The sequence below is a fragment of the Kordiimonas lipolytica genome, assembly GCF_001550065.1.
In genome coordinates, this window is the sequence record NZ_LRUB01000022.1 from 96317 (window position 1) to 111522 (window position 15206).

The 15206-nt window shown below is 50.9% G+C and carries 14 protein-coding genes and 2 tRNA genes; 6 read left to right on the forward strand and 10 right to left on the reverse strand.

All coding sequences use genetic code 11. The annotated features are described in order from the left end of the window. Positions 1 to 3: 3 nt before the first annotated feature. Positions 4 to 2223, reverse strand: coding sequence for a calcium-binding protein (locus KORM41_RS10925; RefSeq protein ID WP_068147539.1), 2220 nt, complete (start codon positions 2221 to 2223; stop codon positions 4 to 6). 202 nt (positions 2224 to 2425) lie between these two features. Between KORM41_RS10925 and KORM41_RS10930 the strand changes: the two genes are divergently transcribed. The 6 genes from KORM41_RS10930 (at position 2426) to KORM41_RS10955 (ending at position 5441) form a co-directional block, all read left to right on the forward strand. Beyond that, positions 2426 to 2854, forward strand: coding sequence for a hypothetical protein (locus KORM41_RS10930; protein ID WP_068147542.1), 429 nt, complete (start codon positions 2426 to 2428; stop codon positions 2852 to 2854). Between the two features lie 79 nt (positions 2855 to 2933). After that, positions 2934 to 3010: transfer RNA gene (locus tag KORM41_RS10935), tRNA-Pro, on the forward strand. A 215-nt stretch (positions 3011 to 3225) separates the two neighbouring features. Beyond that, the gene (locus KORM41_RS10940; RefSeq protein ID WP_068147544.1) at positions 3226 to 3504 is read left to right on the forward strand and encodes an ETC complex I subunit; all 279 of its coding nucleotides are present in this window, start codon (positions 3226 to 3228) and stop codon (positions 3502 to 3504) included. A 14-nt stretch (positions 3505 to 3518) separates the two neighbouring features. Then, positions 3519 to 3595 (forward strand) — tRNA-Arg (locus KORM41_RS10945). Between the two features lie 69 nt (positions 3596 to 3664). After that, the gene (locus KORM41_RS10950) at positions 3665 to 4696 is read left to right on the forward strand and encodes a site-specific integrase (protein WP_231727229.1); all 1032 of its coding nucleotides are present in this window, start codon (positions 3665 to 3667) and stop codon (positions 4694 to 4696) included. Between the two features lie 85 nt (positions 4697 to 4781). Then, positions 4782 to 5441, forward strand: a complete 660-nt coding sequence (locus KORM41_RS10955) for a sce7726 family protein (protein ID WP_156431948.1) — start codon at positions 4782 to 4784, stop codon at positions 5439 to 5441. On the opposite strand, the gene KORM41_RS10960 is transcribed toward KORM41_RS10955, so the two are convergent. The 9 genes from KORM41_RS10960 to KORM41_RS21855 form a co-directional block, all read right to left on the reverse strand. Next, positions 5427 to 6617: a beta family protein gene (locus tag KORM41_RS10960; RefSeq protein ID WP_068147553.1), complete on the reverse strand. Its 1191-nt coding sequence runs from the start codon at positions 6615 to 6617 to the stop codon at positions 5427 to 5429. The two genes, KORM41_RS10955 and KORM41_RS10960, sit on opposite strands and share 15 nt — an antisense overlap. After that, a complete protein-coding gene (locus tag KORM41_RS10965; RefSeq protein WP_068147556.1) occupies positions 6607 to 7170 on the reverse strand; it encodes an ImmA/IrrE family metallo-endopeptidase in 564 nt (187 codons plus the stop codon). Before KORM41_RS10965 ends, KORM41_RS10960 begins: the two co-directional genes overlap by 11 nt. Further along, the gene (locus KORM41_RS10970; protein ID WP_068147559.1) at positions 7142 to 7732 is read right to left on the reverse strand and encodes a hypothetical protein; all 591 of its coding nucleotides are present in this window, start codon (positions 7730 to 7732) and stop codon (positions 7142 to 7144) included. Before KORM41_RS10970 ends, KORM41_RS10965 begins: the two co-directional genes overlap by 29 nt. 307 nt (positions 7733 to 8039) lie before the next feature. Continuing rightward, on the reverse strand, positions 8040 to 9746 hold the full coding sequence (locus tag KORM41_RS10975; protein WP_068147562.1) for a hypothetical protein: 1707 nt from the start codon (positions 9744 to 9746) through the stop codon (positions 8040 to 8042). Positions 9747 to 10029: 283 nt separating this feature from the next. After that, positions 10030 to 11499: a MobA/MobL family protein gene (locus tag KORM41_RS10980; protein ID WP_068147566.1), complete on the reverse strand. Its 1470-nt coding sequence runs from the start codon at positions 11497 to 11499 to the stop codon at positions 10030 to 10032. 127 nt (positions 11500 to 11626) lie between these two features. After that, positions 11627 to 12931, reverse strand: a complete 1305-nt coding sequence (locus tag KORM41_RS10985; protein WP_068147569.1) for a hypothetical protein — start codon at positions 12929 to 12931, stop codon at positions 11627 to 11629. Then, the gene (locus KORM41_RS10990; protein ID WP_068147572.1) at positions 12921 to 13418 is read right to left on the reverse strand and encodes a hypothetical protein; all 498 of its coding nucleotides are present in this window, start codon (positions 13416 to 13418) and stop codon (positions 12921 to 12923) included. The genes KORM41_RS10985 and KORM41_RS10990 overlap by 11 nt, the downstream gene beginning before the upstream one ends. A 78-nt stretch (positions 13419 to 13496) precedes the next feature. Then, positions 13497 to 13694, reverse strand: coding sequence for a hypothetical protein (locus tag KORM41_RS10995; protein WP_068147575.1), 198 nt, complete (start codon positions 13692 to 13694; stop codon positions 13497 to 13499). After that, positions 13678 to 14520, reverse strand: a complete 843-nt coding sequence (locus KORM41_RS21855; RefSeq protein WP_156431949.1) for a hypothetical protein — start codon at positions 14518 to 14520, stop codon at positions 13678 to 13680. The genes KORM41_RS10995 and KORM41_RS21855 overlap by 17 nt, the downstream gene beginning before the upstream one ends. Between the last annotated feature and the right edge of the window lie 686 nt (positions 14521 to 15206).

Genomic DNA, 15206 nt, shown 5'->3' on the forward strand with positions numbered 1-15206 from the left:
CGACTACAGCTCAATGACGAGGTCAGTCAGCTTGTCGACCCCGATAAGAAAGATGCTGTCGCCTTCACCCAGATTAAGCATCAGGCCCTGGGCGCCATTCTGTGTTGTCAGGTGGGCTGACGTTAAAATCTGGGAAATACTGTCGAACCGGTCGCTATAGCCTTCAAGCATCAGTGTGTCGTTCCCGAGGCCGAAGTCCAGAATGATATCTGCGCCGCTGCCTTCCTTGAAATAGAAAGCATCATCGCCGGTACCGCCCGAAAGAATATCGTTCCCGGTGCCGCCATATATATCATCATGTCCGCCGTCGCCATCCAGCGTATCGTTGCCGGCCCCGCCAAAGAGCGTGTCATTATCAGCGCCGCCCGAGACGTCATCCGCGCCCCCGGATGCAAAGACCAGATCGTTGCCTTCCCCTGCATCAATAACATCGTTTGTGCCGGTGTCATTTGCATCGTTCTTGCCGCCATAGATGACGTCATGGCCTTCGCCGCCATAGATGATGTCGTCGCCTTCACCGCCACCGATGATATCATCGCCACGTGCGCCATAGACCTTGTCATTGCCGCTGCCGCCATAAATGGCGTTCTTGGCTGGTGAGCCATAGTCATACGGATTGCCCTCAGCGTCCGTGTCGTCGTCCAGGAGCGGGTTACCGCCGTGGATGGTATCATCTCCGGCGCCCCCGAAGATGGTGTCCTCGCCGTCCAGTCGTTCTTCATAAGCCACGAACACAAGGTCGCGGATGTCGCTGGTGCTAAGCTGCCCGCCCACAATAAGGTCGTTGCCCGCGCCGCCGCCAATGACATCATCGCCTGCGCCGCCGATAATGGTGTCGTCGCCTGCGTCACCTGCGCCAGCCCATGCCACGTCGTCGCCATCGCCCAGCGTGATGGAATCGTCGCCGCCGCCGCCGGTGACGGTGTCATCGCCGGACCGCGCGGCAATCACATTGGCTGCTGCGTCTCCCTGGATTTTGTTGGCGCTAACGTCTCCGCCATAGGGATTGATGACGGTGAAGCTTTTCTCCGCCAGCGCAAGTGTTGTCCGGTTGAAAGCCGCGTCATTCAGGGATAGGCGCTCAATGGTGAAGTTCCCATCGGGGAAGATATTGGCAAACTCGAAGGTGGCTGTGCCGCCTGTGGCATCATCATTCAGAACGGCTGCAGCATTCAATTGGTAAAGCCCGCCTTTATCGCTTCTGAGCATCAGGGATGCGCTTTTGATGCCGGTATCGTCCAGTCCGTTGTCTGTGGCCTCGAACGTCAGAACCAGGCTACCGCCATCGGCCCCGATGGTAACGGCTTGATCGATGGTGAAGCCCGTCACGGCAGGCGAAGAGGAATCCTCAAGGGCCGCCCGGTCAGCGACATTGATGATGGTCTCATAGCCCAGTTCCTGCAGCTTATCGGTGCCGAGAAGGTGCGTGTTACCCTGGTCGTCCGAGATGCGCAGGCGGGTCAGGACATAGTCACCCGCGGGGGCTGCTGTATTGAATGCCGAAAGACCGATCATGCCGCCCTTGATGTCGCCGAACAATCCCCATTCGCCGCCCACGACGGCTGGTGAGCCTTCGCCGATGTCGAATTCGAACTCTATCAGGTTCAGACCTGATGAAGGGTCCTCCACCCCTAGGCTGAAACTGATTTCGACGGAGTCATCGTCATTTGTTGAGAACGGGTTATCGGACGCGATCGTGAAACTACGGCTGGGCAGGTCCAGTGAAGAGATATCCGGCGCGATGCGGTCTTCTTGTGGCACCTCCAGAAAAACGAAGCGCGTTTCCGCCAGGCTGGACAGTGCATCTGCCTCGAATACATGGGAATAAGGCAAATCAGGATTTGTCTCTGTGTCGAAGTCGATGGTCACCCGGTCGAGCGCCCATTCGCCGCTGGGGTCATATTCGTCCAGTTCTACGGTGACAAATTCCAGATTATCGCTATCGGACAAGTCAACAGAGCCATGGGCTGTTCGCCCAGTTGGTGAGACAAGCACGACCGATACTTCATTGATGAAGGCAACCATGCTGGTTGCCAAATCAACATGGACAGTGACACTAGGCGCGTCGGCTTCACCGCCGCCGGGCACTGGTGTGCCGATGGTGACGGCATTGATGACAAGCTCACCGCCTTCGGGCAGGGTCCCAGGGTCCTGCTCGGTTGCGCTCTGCCTAGAGCCGTCTTTTGCGGAACCCCGCCACGAATCTTTGCTTTTGGTCGCCATAATTTCCCCCAATCATAAGCGATAGCCCAATGGCTTGGCCACCACTTGAGTGAACAATATAGGTAAAATTAAGGCGGGAAAATATTTTATCCCTGGTTGCGGTCACAATGCTGTTAACTGCATTTCTGGTTTTTGAGGGCACGACATGGTAGGGGCGGAACGCTTGGTCGGAAATGCAAAGCACCAATTTAGAAGGAAGCACATGTCTGTTGAAAAAATGTATGCCGGTTTTCTGGGGGAATGGCAGCTGGAGCCTGCTCGATCGCACTTCGGGCAGGGGGAAGCCCCTGTCGCTGGTGGATATACCATCAGTGAAAGCCGTGAAGGGCTGGTGTTTGTGATCAGTTGGCAGGACGGTGAGGGCAAAGACCATTCCTTCAGTTTCACAGGCATCCCAGACGGGGAAGCGCGGCCGTTCGCGGGCGATGACCTGATCGATTCAATGTCGGTTTCTGCGCCGACCGAGTCCGAGCTTACAAGCAGGGCCTTTTACAAGGGGCGTGAATTGATGACGGCGAAGCGTGTTCTTATGGAAGATGGTGCGGTGATGGAGATTACCCAGTCTGTGCTGCTCCCTGATGGTTCACAGCCCGCGAACCTTGCACGCTACAGGCGGAAACTGCATTCCTGAGGACGCCGAAAATATTTTGAAGTTTTTTTGAATTTTCCACTTGCATTCAAAATCGCCAAACATTAGAAAGCGCGGGCGTCGGGGAGTGGCGCAGCCTGGTAGCGCACCTGTTTTGGGTACAGGGGGTCGCTAGTTCGAATCTAGTCTCCCCGACCATTTCTCTCCTTATCAGGAGGAGAGCAAGAGAGAGGCCTCTGTCGGTATCGGCGAGGCCTCTTTTTTCTTGGCATCCCGTGATGGGGATAGCATATTTCGGTGTTCCCTTTCCCGACACTTTGGGATAGGGTGCGCAGCCGTCGGCCTGGGTTGGCCGATGAGTGAATTGTTTGCCGCCCACTGGGGCGGTGTTGGTGAACCAATGGGGCTCAATGATGAAGGCACGCATTTACCAACCTGCAAAGAATGCCATGCAATCTGGCACTGCGAACACGCACCAGTGGATTCTCGAGTTTGAGCCGGAGCTCGCTCGCAAGATTGATCCGCTCATGGGCTGGACCAGCTCTGCCGATATGCGCAGCCAGGTGAAGATGAAGTTCGAAAGCCTTGAAGCGGCGCAGGCCTATGCTGAACGGAACGGCATACCCTATGACGTGAAGCCGGTTCACAAGAAGAAGCGCCACATCCAGGCCTACGCCGACAACTTCAAATAAGATTTCAAGAGTGCGGTCCCGTAGCTCAACTGGATAGAGCAGCTGACTTCTAATCAGCAGGTTGGGGGTTCGAGTCCTCCCGGGATCGCCAGTCTTTCTAGTAATTTCTTGCTGTAAAAACCTTAATTTGTCACACTGGCGTCACACTGAAATGGCGGGAGTGGCTTTTTTGGCAACGATTCGACAGCGCAAGAACCAGGACGGTTCGAAAACATGGCAGGTGCAGATCAGGCGCAAGGGTCATGCACCAATTTCCAGGACATTTGATAGCAAGAAAGATGCGGAGCTGTGGGCCCGTGGCCATGAACGAACCATGGACTTGGGCGAGTACAAGGACCTTAGGGTTGCGCAGGCTTTAACTCTTTCTGATGCTCTTGATCGATATGTGGAAACACGCGAGAGGGGCGGCAAGCCGCTAAGCGCGCCTTCGATGCGGATGGTAAGGAAGTGGCAGAAACATAGGTTGGCCCTGGTAGCATTAGCCAATTTGACAGCTGCAGATTTGGCGAGTTGGCGCGATGAAAGACTGGCAGAAGGTCGATCTGCGAGTACAATACGAAATGAGATTAGCCATATTTCCAATGTCTTCACGCTAGCTCGCACAGAGTGGGCTCTTGGGAAGATCAAAAATCCCGTTAGGGATGTGAATTGGCCTTCTACTAATGGCAATGGGCGCGATCGTCGTCTTGCACCAGGTGAAGAAGAGAAGATCCTTGAGCAATGTGACACATCCGTCAAGAGTATCTGGGTCAAGCCCATGATTATCTTAGCCTTGGAAACGGCTGCGCGGCGTGGTGAGCTGCTATCTGTTGTTTGGGAGGATGTGGACCTGGAAAAGCGTGAGATGAGGTTCAGGGGTACTAAAAATGGCGATGATCGCTCCATCCCGTTATCAACCCGTGCGGTTGAGGTGTTGAAGGGCCTACCCTCTGCGGATGCGAAGCAGGGCAGGGTAATAGACTGCAAGGAGGTGGCATTTGTTCAATGTTGGCAACGCTTGCAGAAGCAGCTTTGCAAGAAAGGTATAAGGGACCTGCGCTTTCATGATCTGCGCCATGAGGCAACAAGTCGGCTCATTGAAAAAGGATTGGGCGTGATGGAGGCCGCGCATGTCACAGGGCACCGAAGCCTGCAGATGCTCAAGCGCTACACCCACATCAGACCGCAAAGCCTGCTGGATAAGATTGGTTGAGAGATTGTGTGATATAGTCCATTTTGGGCGAGGGGTGTATTTCCTCAAGTGGCTCTATGGGTTTTAGACTAAGTTAGTAGCGAGTATGAAGATGGAACTTAAAGGGAAAAATTTGCTGCGAGATCAAGATATTAGACTGTCTTTGGTTGAATACCTGGCAAAGTCGTTTGGAGGGGCGGAACATTTTATCGCCCTTGAAGCACGTTACTCTGAAAATGAACGAAGAGCTGATGTCCTGGCGGTTTCTAAGGAAATGCACGCCTATGAGATAAAGTCTGACGTCGATAAATTGGATCGCTTGGAGGATCAGGTTGCAGATTATCGAGCGACGTTTGACTTCGTCACTGTTGTGACCACACCAAGGCACATTGGAAGCGTGCGTAAAATTGTAAGCCCATATGTTGGCCTGTTGATGGTTTCACAGGGGCTTGTGAAAAGTGTCCGTAAACCTAAACGAAACAAGAGAATTCTGAAGAGAAATCTCATTTCCATTTGCGCGAAAGGGGCCCTTCTAGAGTTGGCTGGGCAGTCTTTTCAGAGCACTTCCATAGCTGACTTGAAGAAAGTCGTTGAGCGAGACGTTCCCTACGAAAATGTCAGAACCGCAGCGCATGAAGAGCTCTGTAGGCGATTTCGAGAGAGATACGCTGATTTTCAAGAAGAGGCTCGACATCCTTTTAGGCATGTGGACCTTAGCCTATTATCTGCAACAGAAAGTATTCAGGCAAACTTATTGATGGCCTGAAGACAAACGTCTTAGCTGCTGCAAAATATGTATCTCCATCCTGACTGAAATCCAGAAACTTGGCGACTTTCCAGGAGGATGGCTTAATGGAGGGTTGCTGCGAGCCGCTAACTCAATCTGCCTCACGCCCCATGAGTTAGGTAAGAGTTCATAGGCCGAGTCATGTTTCACTTTTCGGGCAACCGAAGCATAATGCAGCCCGTAATCATTTTTATTGCCATCCTCATCTTTCCCGCGTTTCTCGCGATAGTAATAGGTCCTTCGATTTGAGGTGGGGAAATCGATGCGAGGGCGCCAAGCGGTCGCGAAAATTATATCATTTCTGATAGGATTGATGGACCCATAGTCCCCGTAATGGATGGCTTCGTCGGGATTGTTCTTTTGTTGTAGCTTAAAGATGTTGTCAAAAAGAAGCACTTCTTCCTGAGAGAAGCTGTCGTGTTCTGCTTCACCAATATCCTCGACGGACCTGGGAAATGATGTTGAAAGAATGACAATTTCGGCTTTCGGAATGATCTCTCTGATCCTAGAGATCAGCTCACTGGTTCTGGCTGCGTGCACGATTCCCGTTCCAGGGCGAATAAACTCGTGATCTAGCTCGATGTAGAACCGTTTGCCAGCCTCCAGATAGCTATTGATCATGTCTTTGAGTACGAGTAGGTCGTAGAAAAAATCAGGGTCGATCAGGATTGATGCGCGGTACGCAACGCCATCGAAGGTCTCCATGTGACTTGCTAGCTGGGATAGAATGTTTGCTTTATATTCCTCATCAGTTTCGCCTTCGGCCGGATTGATGATCAATGTGGGAAGCAGGTTGTGAAAATTTTCTTGTTCATTACGTACAAACTGCACCCATGCTTCGTATCCGTTGTGTGAAGCTGTCAGCTGATCCAATTCATGGCAGCTGAGTTCTTCTTCGCGTGTTAGATCTAATACGACCGTGTTGCATTCTTTGAAATAGTGTCTGACTTTTGCCCAATTTCCCTCGAAATCATAAATTCCAGGGGTATGGGGCCATTGTGACTCATGGATGTCTTTTCCTGACCGTGGAATCTTCCGGCCACGGGTAATCTCAATGATAGGAAGTATCTCTGGCTTGAGGTCGTCGTTCAAATTGTCCCAAGCACGGAATTCCGCTTGCGCGGTTTTGAAGAGTAAAAAATAGTTAAAGACCATGACCACCTATGCCTAAAGTTTTCGCTCTGTAGCGTACTGCAAGCTGTGATACGTCAAACTCACTTGCAATTCTCTCAATCGACCCTTTGCTGGCCCGAGCAACTTGGAAAAACGTTTGCTCTGGCATGAGAATTTCCGCAGCTAATTGATTGGCTTGGTACTCAATCGAATTACGTTCTTCATTGCGATGTAAAATCCTTTCCCCCTTAGGCATGCGCTCAATTTCATCTCGATGAAGCTGATAATGAATATACTCATGAGCCATAGAAAAACGTTGGCGCGTACGGGAATGCCGTGCGTTGATGACGATGCGGTACATTTGATCATCGATCTTCTCAATGAAGGCGTCATTTTCACCAATGTCATCAAACTCTAAGCGCAAAAATGGATTGCTTTCGATTACCGCTTTAATATCGGTAGAAGCACCATTGATGAAGCCTTTACTCCTGCAGTAACTTAGAATTCGCTCTGGGGTGTCCAAAGCTGTGGCATCGAGTTCTGGGCCTTCGTTATATAGCGATCTATCAATTGGTCTCTGGGGCCGCTTCTTCATCTTCTATCTCCAATTGGCCATCGATGAGTACTTCCGCTTCCACCAGTGCTAGTTTTAGATCATCAATCTCAGTGTGAATTTCACGCATTTGTTTTTCGATCTCGGTGCGCCGACTTTCTGCAACTTTGGTCAAAGATGTTGAAACCATCTTTTCAGCGGCAACAGTACTGAAATAGCGCTTGATTTCATCTTCAATCGCCTCCTCGGATTGTCGTATTGCGTCGCCTCGAATTACGAAGAAGGCGAAAGCTGCAACTACACCGAGGAGACCAACCAAAATTGTAATGATGGTTCCATAAAAGCCGGTTATTACAGAGAGGTAAGTCTCAGAGTCCCAAGCGTCATCGTAAAAGCAAACACGCCCAGGATATTTTTTGTCGCATAAAACCTCGGGTAAGAAGCCTACGTCAAAAAATATCGCAATCAGGGTGAACACTGCTAGTACTGCAAGCAGCGAACCTGCCGCGCCCAGAAAAAATGCTTTTCTTGAAATCCTGCGCTCAGTTTCAGCATCCAGGGCACCATTATATGAGTTCTTGGCTATGTCGGTCTCCGGCTGCATCTTTTGCCCTTTTATAGTTGACAGTCAAAACGATCATGCGCCTTAAAGCAAGCACTTATCTACCATAGGTGGATATTTCAGTTCATCAAATGTTCTTGTTATGTTCCATAAATGGTGCGAAAAGGCGACTAAGTCAAGGACAGAGACGGGTAGGGGGGGGAGCCCAATTAGTAATATGCATATTACTAATTGGGCTCCCCCCCCTACCTATTCTTCTAACATTGCCACATTCCATATCGTCCATAGGTGCAGAGAAACCTGCATATTTCGGCGCACCTGTGGGCCCATGTGGAATGCTGCATCTCCTCTATTGATCTACTTCTGCCGCCAGGGCACCAGCCGCTTCTTCATCTGAGATCGCTACAGGTTGCTCTTTTCCTGGTACTTGCCTGGATGCATGGTTCATGCTCGTGAGATTGCCGATGTTGGTAAGATCTTCCGAGGATGTGACCGATGCCAGCTTTTGAGCTTCGGCACCAAAGCGGCGCATCTCCTGATCGAGCTCATTGCACAGGGCGTCATTCTTGTTCATAGCCAACAGCCACCTTGACTGTTCCAGGTTATACCGACCAGACACGGCAAAAGTGGAAGTCACAGCGTCACAGACCCACAGATAGTAGGACAGACGCGATTGAATGACCGTGTTTTCGCTAAGTGTTGAATCGTGAATTGATTTACCCGTCGCTACCTTTGCCTCAGTGAAGGTGCCTTCCAGGCGCAGGAAGGCTAGGCTGGAAACAAAGTTGATTTCTGCCCAGAATGCATGGGCGGCCTGGGCGAGAAATTTGGCGTACATGGCCATCGATACCGGCAGAACAAGGGCTTCATACCATGCGGGCCCATTTTCGAATGGGTTATTCAACAGGAAACTGAATAGCCAAATCCCGGCAACCAGCATTAGCGCATGACCGGCTAGGCCCGAGACGTTCTGGGCTTGTTTGAAGATGGTTGCATGCTCCGGCGTTGTCGGTTTCGGCTGCACTTCGACCAAATACATGCCCTCGAATTTGCCGCGCTTGGTTCCTTCCTCCCAGGTCAGGTCTGGCCGCATCTTCATGTATTCGCGGTTTGGGATCTCGAGATAGCGATGCTTTGTCAGCTGGATCTCCACTGACCGCATCAGATCAGACGGATGAACACCTGCTTCAAGGTGCTCGATGCGTTCAGCCACTTCTGTCAAGGGCTTTGCTTCACGGGCGCGTAAGATGCAAATGGCCAAGGTAATGACCGATGCGACAATCGAAGCCACTGCGAAAAACATCAGCCACCCGCCCCCGGACACTGGCGGGGAAGTAAAGGCGAAATTGGATTTTTGCTGGGCGATGCTCAACACAACAGGGGCGAGAATCGTCAAAAGGATCAGGTAACCACCAATTCCTACATGCCCATCCTGCAATTGTTTGTCGCTGAGGGTGGATTTGTAGGGAAAATTTGCAAGGGCGGCGAGGAAGATACTAGCGCTCCCTAGAAGGTAAAGCCACTCAGTCGCAGCCGCTGGCATCGCGATTACACCAATGCTACCAGACAAGAGCGCGAGACCGACCAAGGCCAAAACAAAAACAGTGATAAAGAGGTTGTGCGCAGCGCGTACCGCGATGATGCGTAAAGGCAAAGGAATGTAAAGAAGGGCAGGAAAAAGGCTATGGATACCTCGCCCGATCAAGCCGACTGGCTCAAGGAAATGTTGGTTCACACGTTCGCGCATCATTTTTGCGACATCGACGCCCTGATCGTTGCGCGGCAGATTTGCCGGGACATTACGACCGACATAAAAACGAAAGAGTTTGAACAGTCCCTTCACCAAGCTGCTGAGTCCAACGGACAGAAACAATATACCTGCCACCAAGAGTGCAATTTCCGTTGGGGTCGGCTCGCCAGCAACTTGGGCTCTGGCTGACAGCAATAGTATGACCCCAAGGCCAGTGTTTACCGCACCTCGTACCGCATAAAGCGCGCCCTCAAGCTTGAATGGATTGGAAATCGAAAGATCGGCTGACCCATAGTCAAATGACATATATACCCCCTAAAGATGCACTCAGATCTATCTATAATTTAAATTATAGGGGCTAGGTCAATTAGAAAGATTTGCCGGGTAGCCTCGTTCTTCAAATGTCTTCAGCGGCGATGTGGCATCAAATGTTGGGTGTAAAAGGACTGAGACTGACCGTAACAGCCGATTTTCTGACTGTAACAACCAGGTGAGTGGTGTGTAACAGCATTTTTGATGGCCGTAACAGTTTGGTTTGGCAGTGTAACATCCCGTGCCCTGGTGAAAGGCGTGGGTGTAACATTGGTTTTCACCGCCCTTTTCCGCGCGAGGGTGATGGCCCGGATTTGTCAGCAAGGTTCGGGAGCTTTGTTTGAAGCGCCTTGAGGCCAGTTTTCAAGCCCTGGCGCTCTAGCTGATCGCCGACGCTGTTTCCCAAACCCTCCAAGCGGCTCTTGGTTGCCAGGTATGTTGCTTCGAGCTGATGAGATGTAAGGCCTGCAGCCATTTTGTTTGCTTGCTCCAGGTTTTTTGCCTTCAGCGGCTCGGCTCTAAACTCTTCATGGGCGGATTGTTCTTTCGTGGCCTTTTTTAGGCCAAGCGATTCTCGGACAAATTGCCACAATTCCGGGCTGCCACCATTTTCTAAGTCCCGCTGGAAATCTGCTGGATTTCGTCCAGATGCTTTTAATAGGTCTGTCGCAAGAGTTCTGGCTTCTTTAGTCATCGCTTTTCGGCCTGGAGGTATGGCTTTTCTCTTTTGAGTATCCAGCGCCCTCTCAGCGGCTTCTAGGCGTGCCTCAGCAGCAAGCAGCCGTTCTGCTAGTTGGAGCGCCGTCTTTCGTTCGCTACGGCTCTGTGAGCGTGCTTTGACCATCTCCTTTTGGAACTGTGGCGCACGGTCAGCTTGTTTTTGAAGCTCAGACTTTCTTGCCTCGCGTCGTCTTTCGCGTTCGTGGCGAACCTTTGCCGCTTGGTCTCGGGCTTCCGATTGCTGTTTGTGATAGTCTGCTGCGGCCTTCTCATCTCGCTCACGTATACCCTTGGCCCAGTCGGCTTCCCGAACGCGCTTTTTGGCTTCTCGTTCAATGCCAGTTTCTTTAAGCGTGCCTCCATGCCAATTTCCCTCATGGCCATGTGCTTCTAGGACCTGGTTGATGATTCCTGCTGCTACTTGTCTGCGGAATAGTTTTATCTCATCTCGGTTTGCAAACATGCGCCCTTTCTGGGCGTTTCCGCGTACACCTTCTTTGGCGATGACCCAGCCGCCAGACTCCGCCCCAAAGAATTGGGGTGGATCATCGATGCTTCGTGTGGGCCTGCTGGTGGTAAGGAGGTGCATATGCGGCTGCTCTTTCCCGTTTCCGTGAATGACAGCGATTGCCGGATGATTGTGTGCCTCGAAATACTCGCAGAATTTTTGAGCGATTTCATTGCGGCCGTCCGCGGTTAGGTCGTTTGGCATTTCAACGGTGATAGGGATGGCGACGCGGCCATTTTTCCGGTTGGTGGTCTCATGGACCGCGTCCAATATGCTTTTCATCTGTTCTGGGTCGCGTCCCGCCAAACTTTCAAAATCGGCGCGTTTGTTTGAATAGTCGCCTTGGCGGGCAATATAATCGACACTGGCACCTTTGCCGACGGGCTGAGCCTTTGTGGCAGAACCGACTTTCAAGTGAAAGGTTCGTCCCTTAGGCCCAATGCGACCAGATTTAAGGTGCAGCTTTTGGGGCTCTTGGCTATAGCCGCGTCGGCGGCGAAATTCTTGGTCATCAAACATGACTTTTCCTCGTGGTGAGGCTCACCCACTTGGGTCCACAATCGCGCCGCAAAATTGGGGTTGCCTTGCTCGTGTGGACTAAGTGAGTGGGACCATATGAGGGCGGACACAGATCCGTAGTGAGGGTTTATTGCTCTTTGGCGAGGTCGATTGGCGATTTCCTGCCATGGTCTTGAGGTGCTCCTCCGTTAGACAGCATACCTTCCATGAACGATCTAGCGGCCATGCCTGATTCTGCTCCCTTTGCGGCATCAAAACCGTTCCGAACCATAGATAGCAATGCTTTGGGATTGGCCGATGTTAAGGCACCAATGCTAAGAGCTTTAGTGGCAGCTGCCGTAGCAAATGCTGCACCGCCAGAGTCTTGTGCACCGCTGAAGTTAGCTGCGAACTTGCTAGCTTGATAATGGAGCAGTAGTGAAACACCGCCCATAACGAGTAGAATAAAGTAGGCGCTATTCCCTGGTTCTAGGGGTGATGCGTCATCAAACGCAGCCTTAAGTTCGTCAAGCTCTTCGGTGGCTTGTCTGCATTTTTCTGCATTGAAATCTGAGTTTGGCTCATTGCTTATACTGTGTGTACTGGATTGCCAGATGGTCTTTGGGCAGTGCTTCAAATATAGAGCATATTGTTGGTTGATTCTTGGCTGGAAGTATTCGGTTAGGCCTTGAACTGTTGATATTTTTCTTCCTACTGTATCTATTGCGGTGACGGAAAACGCCATCGCGAGACAGATGAAGAAAGTTGTGAAGCCACCAAGTTTAGCCAGAGACCAGCTTGCTTGCCATGTGCTGCGAAAACGTGGAAAGGGTATTCCCAGAATTGCGATGGGCAGCGAAGCGCCAGCTGCAAGGAAGCTAAAGCTTGCTGTCAACAACAAGAAGGTGAAGTAGATAAGTAATAGTCCATATGGGATGAGAAGCAGTACGCCTGCGATTGCCCCTGATACGTTTCCTCCGACCAGAGTCCATGAAAGGTTCATTAGGTAAAAAACTGACCTTTCGACCGCAAAGCCCAGTTGGGCGTATCTGTTGGTTACCTCCATCCCCAAAATTTCAACCGTAACCAGTTCCTTCGGAGCGTCAATGGGGACATCCGCAACGTCAAGAAGTTCCAGTCCTGCGCTGAGGGCCAGCTGTTCGACAGGGTCAACCAGCCAAGAGAAAACGATTGGTCTTTCGTCTGGGCGAACAGAAAGAAGGACTATAACCAGGGAAGACCAGGCTAGAACGGGAACTAGCCTCCGGACGCGGTCTGCGAGGGTATTTTCAAGCATTCCAAAAAGGATCTGAGCATAACAGTAGATCATTAGTACAATTCCAAACAGTGCCAGACTTAGGGGGGCTAGTTTGATAAAGATCTTGGCGGATAAAGTGGCGCTGATCGTATGAAGTTCGTTAAGCAGCTCGCAGGAGAGGCACTCAGCAGACATGGTAGGCCTCCTGTTCGTCGAAGCATTTCAGCAACACTAGCGTTGCCTTCAAATCCGGAAGCCATTCGGATAGTTCCTGTTCTGCAGGCGAGCCAGGGGCAGTCGTGGCAGGAAGGGAGGGTGCGATGTTTGCCAGCCTCGCGAATATCGGATTCCAGAAGAGGAATCTGGCCGGACTTCTCATGCAAGCAGCTGGGGGAATGTTGCCAGCAAGCATGCCATGTTCTTTCATTGCGTTGATCAAGGTTTGGTCTGAATTTCCTTCAGCTAGTTTCTCGAGCAATGCAGTGCGCTCAAACTTTTGCGCCAAGAGAATACTGAAATTGAAGTTATCCACCTCCAGTTGGGGTGAGGGCAGGTGAAGGGAAAGTGCGTATAGCGGCTGACCGCTAAACCATGGCGTCCATGTAAGGTCTTGCAGGTTGTCAAAATCAGTTTCCGACTTTTCCACACGCGATAGTGTGGGTATGTTGGCGGTTGCCAGCATAATAATTCTCCATTTTTCAGGTGGGTTTTGTGATGATTGGCCGGCAGGTCAGGGTGGCCGCCCTGATCTGCCAACTTGCTAGTCTTGGTTTTCTTTTCTGTCCTCCAGGTAGATGCTTAGGAACCAATCGCGGGTCAGGATGGCGATGAGTCCGCCAAGTGCCCAGCCAGCCCAGAAGGCACCGTCTTTGGCGAACAGGGTGTCAAAAGCGATCGCTGAAAAGCCAGCGATGGTCAGCGCAGCAAGCGCTGTAGTTAGTTCAAGCCTTGCGGACATTTTTCTTGTCTCCAATTGATGCAAGCCAGCCCCAAGATGGGCCATATTCTGCCAAGATTTGAGATGGGATATGTTTGTTGCAGGATCGCCAAGGCGAGGGACCAAGCAGAGCTGGGTTCCAGTGATTTTCGTGACGTTCGCGCATCGCTCGGTTTGACGGATCTCCGAGCAAACGACGCCAGTCGTCTGGGTTTTCTGGGTTGAAACGCCATTCCTCGCGCACGTGTTTTTTATTTTTATTTCTTAATTCTATTATCTTCGCGTCACTCGTGCGCCCTTTGCTCGTCGAGCGTGCGTCAGTGCCCATGATTGGTCTAGGGTTTATGTAATTGCCAAGGTCTTGAATTTCATCGTAGTTACATACTGTTATGGTGTTCACGCCGCGATCATTTGAAACGCTTATCAGTGCGTCACGCGTATTGCTCATTCGTTTTAGCAACCGTCTCACGGACGCTTCGCTATGCATGAATTCTGCTGCTAAACGGCGATTGGAGATAGCGACTTGGCCTCTTTCCAATTGAATAACTCGCCCCATCATGTTGATCTCACATTCTTCGAATGCAGCCCTGCGTAACAGGAAAAGATATATGGCGACTTCAAGTTCATTCTTGAAAGCTGGGTGTGATGCCGCGCTACGAGGGGCTATGAAGTAGCCTTTTCGATAACTGACCATGTCATACGCTTGATGCTTGGCGCGGCCTACCTCTGCGCCCGCTGTTTGATGGGGTAGCTTTCTTGTCCGCGATATCAATTCCCCGATGAAGCCATGCTTTGAGGCTGGGGAGATGATACCAGGCTCTGTTGGCCACAAGCTTGTAGCAGTCAATATCCTCTCTATGATTTTTCAGAAAGTTGGGTGTGAACATTGGCAGGTATTTGCAGACCTCTTCGCGTGTCACCCAGTCTGGCCTCTCGTGGTTAGTTTCTGTTGTGGGTTTCATTAGGTGCTTCCTTTCTACTAATGGGCCGTATCTAGTCGCCTTTAGCGTAGAGAGGTCTTTTCTGTGGAATCAAGGAAAATATTCAGCTTAAACAATGGCTTAATCCAAAATGGATTGCTTGTGCAAAGTGCAATCCATTTTGGATTTCTAACCATGACGACAATATTCAGCAAAATGGCTAAAGTCTGCCATTCTAGGGAGGTTGCAGTAATCTAATTTGGCGTCAGGTGCTGAGGTGCGATCCAAATCGGCGTTTTTTGGCGTTCAAAAAAAATCTACCACAGAACAGGTGACGCGAACTTAACCGATTCTGATACTCATGTATGGCACTATTCATACGAATCAGCGCTAGACGGACAGAGAATGTTTAATCTGCAGGAAATGCCCTGCGTCACACTGGTGTCACAATAAGAAGTGGAAAATAGTGGAAGAGCATGACGTCAGATTGCCAGAAACTACCCTTAAGTGGCTTTAATATATATGTTTATACAAAAAACATGGCGGCATCATTTTAACCAACCTGCTGACTTCTAATCAGCAGGTTGGGGGTTCGAGTCCTCCCGGGATCGCC

Bases quoted from the DNA above. Each gene is read 5' to 3' on its own strand.
- KORM41_RS10985 (WP_068147569.1), bottom strand. From the start codon at position 12,931: ATGTCTGCTGAGTGCCTCTCCTGCGAGCTGCTTAACGAACTTCATACG.
- KORM41_RS10980 (WP_068147566.1), bottom strand. From the start codon at position 11,499: ATGTTTGATGACCAAGAATTTCGCCGCCGACGCGGCTATAGCCAAGAG.
- KORM41_RS10995 (WP_068147575.1), bottom strand. From the start codon at position 13,694: ATGTCCGCAAGGCTTGAACTAACTACAGCGCTTGCTGCGCTGACCATC.
- KORM41_RS10960 (WP_068147553.1), bottom strand. From the start codon at position 6,617: ATGGTCTTTAACTATTTTTTACTCTTCAAAACCGCGCAAGCGGAATTC.
- KORM41_RS10990 (WP_068147572.1), bottom strand. From the start codon at position 13,418: ATGCTGGCAACCGCCAACATACCCACACTATCGCGTGTGGAAAAGTCG.
- KORM41_RS10970 (WP_068147559.1), bottom strand. From the start codon at position 7,732: ATGCAGCCGGAGACCGACATAGCCAAGAACTCATATAATGGTGCCCTG.
- KORM41_RS10925 (WP_068147539.1), bottom strand. From the start codon at position 2,223: ATGGCGACCAAAAGCAAAGATTCGTGGCGGGGTTCCGCAAAAGACGGC.
- KORM41_RS10955 (WP_156431948.1), top strand. From the start codon at position 4,782: ATGAAGATGGAACTTAAAGGGAAAAATTTGCTGCGAGATCAAGATATT.
- KORM41_RS10940 (WP_068147544.1), top strand. From the start codon at position 3,226: ATGAAGGCACGCATTTACCAACCTGCAAAGAATGCCATGCAATCTGGC.
- KORM41_RS10930 (WP_068147542.1), top strand. From the start codon at position 2,426: ATGTCTGTTGAAAAAATGTATGCCGGTTTTCTGGGGGAATGGCAGCTG.
- KORM41_RS10975 (WP_068147562.1), bottom strand. From the start codon at position 9,746: ATGTCATTTGACTATGGGTCAGCCGATCTTTCGATTTCCAATCCATTC.
- KORM41_RS10965 (WP_068147556.1), bottom strand. From the start codon at position 7,170: ATGAAGAAGCGGCCCCAGAGACCAATTGATAGATCGCTATATAACGAA.